The sequence below is a fragment of the Citrobacter sp. wls757 genome (assembly GCF_005280935.1).
Classification (GTDB): domain Bacteria; phylum Pseudomonadota; class Gammaproteobacteria; order Enterobacterales; family Enterobacteriaceae; genus Citrobacter; species Citrobacter portucalensis.
Window position 1 is genome coordinate 2,229 of the sequence record NZ_SZWU01000041.1, and the last position, 3,473, is coordinate 5,701.

At 57.8% G+C, this 3,473-nt stretch carries 3 protein-coding genes and 1 pseudogene; 1 reads left to right on the plus strand and 3 read right to left on the minus strand.

The window, feature by feature from the left end:
- The 3 genes from FDW94_RS11610 to FDW94_RS11620 all read right to left on the minus strand — a co-directional run.
- A partial coding sequence (locus FDW94_RS11610; protein WP_170974238.1) for a ParB/RepB/Spo0J family partition protein occupies positions 1–2,026 on the minus strand: 2,026 nt, incomplete at its 3' end.
- Between the two features lie 71 nt (positions 2,027–2,097).
- Positions 2,098–2,340 (minus strand): DUF905 domain-containing protein, encoded by a 243-nt coding sequence (locus tag FDW94_RS11615; RefSeq protein WP_137377617.1) that lies wholly within the window; start codon positions 2,338–2,340, stop codon positions 2,098–2,100.
- Between the two features lie 54 nt (positions 2,341–2,394).
- On the minus strand, positions 2,395–2,955 hold the full coding sequence (locus FDW94_RS11620; protein WP_137377618.1) for a single-stranded DNA-binding protein SSB2: 561 nt from the start codon (positions 2,953–2,955) through the stop codon (positions 2,395–2,397).
- A 337-nt stretch (positions 2,956–3,292) separates the two neighbouring features.
- Between FDW94_RS11620 and FDW94_RS24160 the strand changes: the two are divergent.
- Positions 3,293–3,434, plus strand: a pseudogene (locus tag FDW94_RS24160) (hypothetical protein); the annotation flags it as partial.
- Between the last annotated feature and the right edge of the window lie 39 nt (positions 3,435–3,473).

A 3,473-nucleotide genomic window follows, 5' to 3' on the forward strand; every position in this document is an offset into this window, starting at 1 on the left:
CTGCATCAGGCAGGGTGTGGTGGCTGTCTGCATCAAAAGCCGCATCGTGTGCATCAGCGCCGCCGTTTTCGGTATCAGATACGTCGTTCTCTGCATCAGACGGGGCTTTTTCTGCATCAGGGGCGCGCATCCAGACAGGCACCCAGCGGGTGTCCCGCATTTTGTCCTCTGCCAGTTCAGCCGCATCGCCTTTCTTCATCTTCTCCGCATCCCGCGCCGCACCTGTCAGTCCGGCCTCGTTCAGTGCGGCGATGATTTGTGGCTTTCTGAGGCCAGTGAAGAAATCGGCCTTCGTCGGTTGCCACCAGTCGCGCAGATGGAAAGCGAGAGCGTTTTCCAGCTTATCGAGCGGGCTGCGGGTGGTGCCTCCGGTGCCACGCGTCTGCATGCCATCGAGACTGCATGCCGTGCAGAAACTGAGCAGGGCCAGAAGGTCGGCGGTGCTGAGGGTGAAGAAAGTGGTGAAATCCTGTTTCCACCCTTCCGGCAGCAGTTTTTCAAGGCGTTGTCCTTCCTGCATCAGCGTCAGAAATGCCATACCCTCTTTACCGGACGGGGCGGTATTCGTCAGGGAGTAATGCTTACAGTCCAGGGAGATTTGCGCGGGTCGGTTATACGCGCCGCTGCCGAACACGTTCAGGCACAGCGTCCATGCCAGCAGGGCGACGGATTTTTCCGGCTGCTGCATCAGTGCCGCCTGGACTGCCAGCGTCCGCTCCGCACACATTCGGGTCAGCAGGGGAACACTGATTTCATCCACAGGCTCTGGCTGGCGCTCATATGTTTTAACCTGGGCAGGTTCGTCTTCCGTTTCAGACGGTTCGCGCAGGATCACGCCGCGCTGGACATACACGTCCCCCTGATGCCATGACACCACCACGCCGGACTGTGCGCGCATTTCCGGCGTCCATGCCCGGAGTTGTGCCGCACAGTCGATGGCCTCCATCTCCGATTCCAGCGCGTCGGTTTCATCGCTGGCGGTCTGATTCTCGTCATACTGGCCCTGCAACTCGTCCATGCGCTGCTGTTCCTGCTCCGTGTAAACCGTGTCAGGTTCATCCTGAATCCGGTACACCGCGCTGTCCTCGCCGTGAGAACTGACCAGCTCCATGCGTCCGGTGGCCCATGCCCAGCCCTCGGCCTCTTTCAGGCACTCTGCCACCCCCTGAAGTTTTTCCAGCAGGGCCGTATCCAGCGCCAGTTTGTCCACAAAACCGCCCTGTTCGTCGCTGAACAGATCCGCACGGATTTCATCGCCGGAGAAGGCTTTTTCCCCGACAAACGCATATTTGCTGTTGTTGAGGGTGGGAACCTGACTGTCGGTGATCAGGTTACGGATCACGCGTACTTCAGGTTTATTGTTCCAGCTCTCGCGACACGCCGCCTCGTACACCTGCACCTGACGGTCAGGATTATCTTCCAGCGCCAGCGCCTGACAGTGTTCGGTGGTGATGTTGTTCTCTGCCAGTGCCTGAAGAATAACCGGAGCCAGCCCAGCCAGCTTCAGCATGCGCTGGACGTGCTTCACGCCGTAGCCCAGCAAATCCCCGATTTGCGCCGTACTTTTCCCTTCTTCAGACAGGGCGCGGAATCCGGCGATTTGTTCGGCGGGGTGCATGGTCTTGTGTCTGCCGTTTTCCGTGAGGGAGACTGCCCTTGCCAGTTCACGCGGCACCGCTTTATAAGAAATCCATTCGTGGTCCGGGTTTACCTTCCCTTCCTCAACCAGCAGACCGATGGCTTTTGTACGCCCCCCGCCACACACCACTTCCAGCCGACCATCATCACATTCCACCACCACGATGTTGTGGATTAGCCCGACAGCGTGAATACTGTCCGCATACTCCCGAATTTCTTCCGGCGTGTGCGCGACCATTCGGCAGTTCAGTTCCCCGATAAACAGGCGGGACCATGTGGTGTAACGGACAGGAGAATTGTCCAGTGTGGCAACCAGGACGTCTGACTGTGCAGCCGCTTTAGGGCTGGCTTTTTTAGCCTTTTTTGCTTTAGACTCGGTGACTGACATAATTGATACCTCTCTGATATTGATGATTGTCTGCCGGACAGGTCCTAATCCTGTCCGGCACCTCTTACTGCTTACAGCGTTTTACGGATGCCGTAGCGCTGGATATAACTGTTCATCCAGTACTCGCCGCCCGGTTCAAAATTCCAGACCCGCCAGACCATTTCGCCATCCTTGCGAACGACAAGGCGAAAGTGCGTCCCCTTATCGTCCTCGATGCCCACATTCTGATACTGTGCCGCCACCACTTCGGCCTGTTCGCGGGTGAAAGACCCGTCAGGCAGGGATTTCAGCGGGGACGTGGTGTTATCTGTCATGATGTGCTCCTGTGTAAGCCCCGTCAGACGGGGCTTTAGTGAAAATCAGCCGCGTTAAAAGGGAATGTCGTCATCCATCGGAGGCCACTCATTCTGCGGAGGCTGAGGTTGCGCTGGCGGTTGCTGCGGTGCTGCATTTTTTCCTTTGGCAGACTTCCCTGCCCCTTTTGGCGCTTTGCCTTCACCTTTTGCCGCCGGAGGTGGGGTTTGTGGCTCCGGTTGTGGCTGACCGCTGAACTGCTGACCGCCCTGCTGCGACTGACTGTCGCGGCGACCGAGCATCTGCATGGTGCCGCCCACGTTAACCAGGACTTCGGTGGTGTATTTATCCTGACCGGACTGATCGGTCCATTTGCGGGTGCGTAACTGGCCCTCGATGTAAACCTGAGCACCTTTACGCAGATATTCACTGGCAATTTCAGCGAGCTTGCCGAACACGACAACACGGTGCCATTCGGTGTTTTCGCGCATCTCTCCGGTCTGCTTATCGCGCCATGCTTCTGACGTGGCGAGGGTAAGATTTGCAACGGCACCGCCGTTTGGCATGTAACGCACTTCCGGATCCTGCCCGAGATGACCAACCAGAATGACTTTGTTTACGCCTCGTGCTGTCATGATGAATCTCCTTAATCTGTTGTTTTGCTTTTTAAAAACCATCACCCGTTGAGTTTCGGGAGCCGCGGTGTTGACGTTTGCGGGAACCTGCTGTTTTGTTCCCTCTGGTACTGACCTTCACCCGTTTGAGAACCTTCGCCGCAGGGGCGTAAACTGGCACGGCCCGGCGCAGGTGTCCGGGGTGAGCGGTCAATTTTTTACGGTCTAATGAAGCCTGCGAAATGGCCGGAAAAAATTTATCGCGAAAGGTTTACCGTCCCTGGACAGCCAGGCGGGTTGTGGCTGTATCAGCCCGGGCGAAAGGGACTTAAACGGGGGAACGGCATCAGATGCGACACTGAGCAGGGACCCGCCGCAACGTCGGGGCGCGGCACGCGAAACGGCGTTGCACCTTACAGCCCGGCGTCAGTTTGCCGGGATGCAAAAAGCGCAGGCCACGGCGCGCCAGGGGCGTCGTGACCGGAACGGTCGCAGCAAGCCTGCCGTTGACCTTCGCCATCAGACCCTAGCCGTATGGC

Excerpts from the sequence above, each read along its gene's own strand:
- FDW94_RS11615 (WP_137377617.1), bottom strand. The coding sequence starts at position 2,340 with ATGACAGATAACACCACGTCCCCGCTGAAATCCCTGCCTGACGGGTCT.
- FDW94_RS11620 (WP_137377618.1), bottom strand. The coding sequence starts at position 2,955 with ATGACAGCACGAGGCGTAAACAAAGTCATTCTGGTTGGTCATCTCGGG.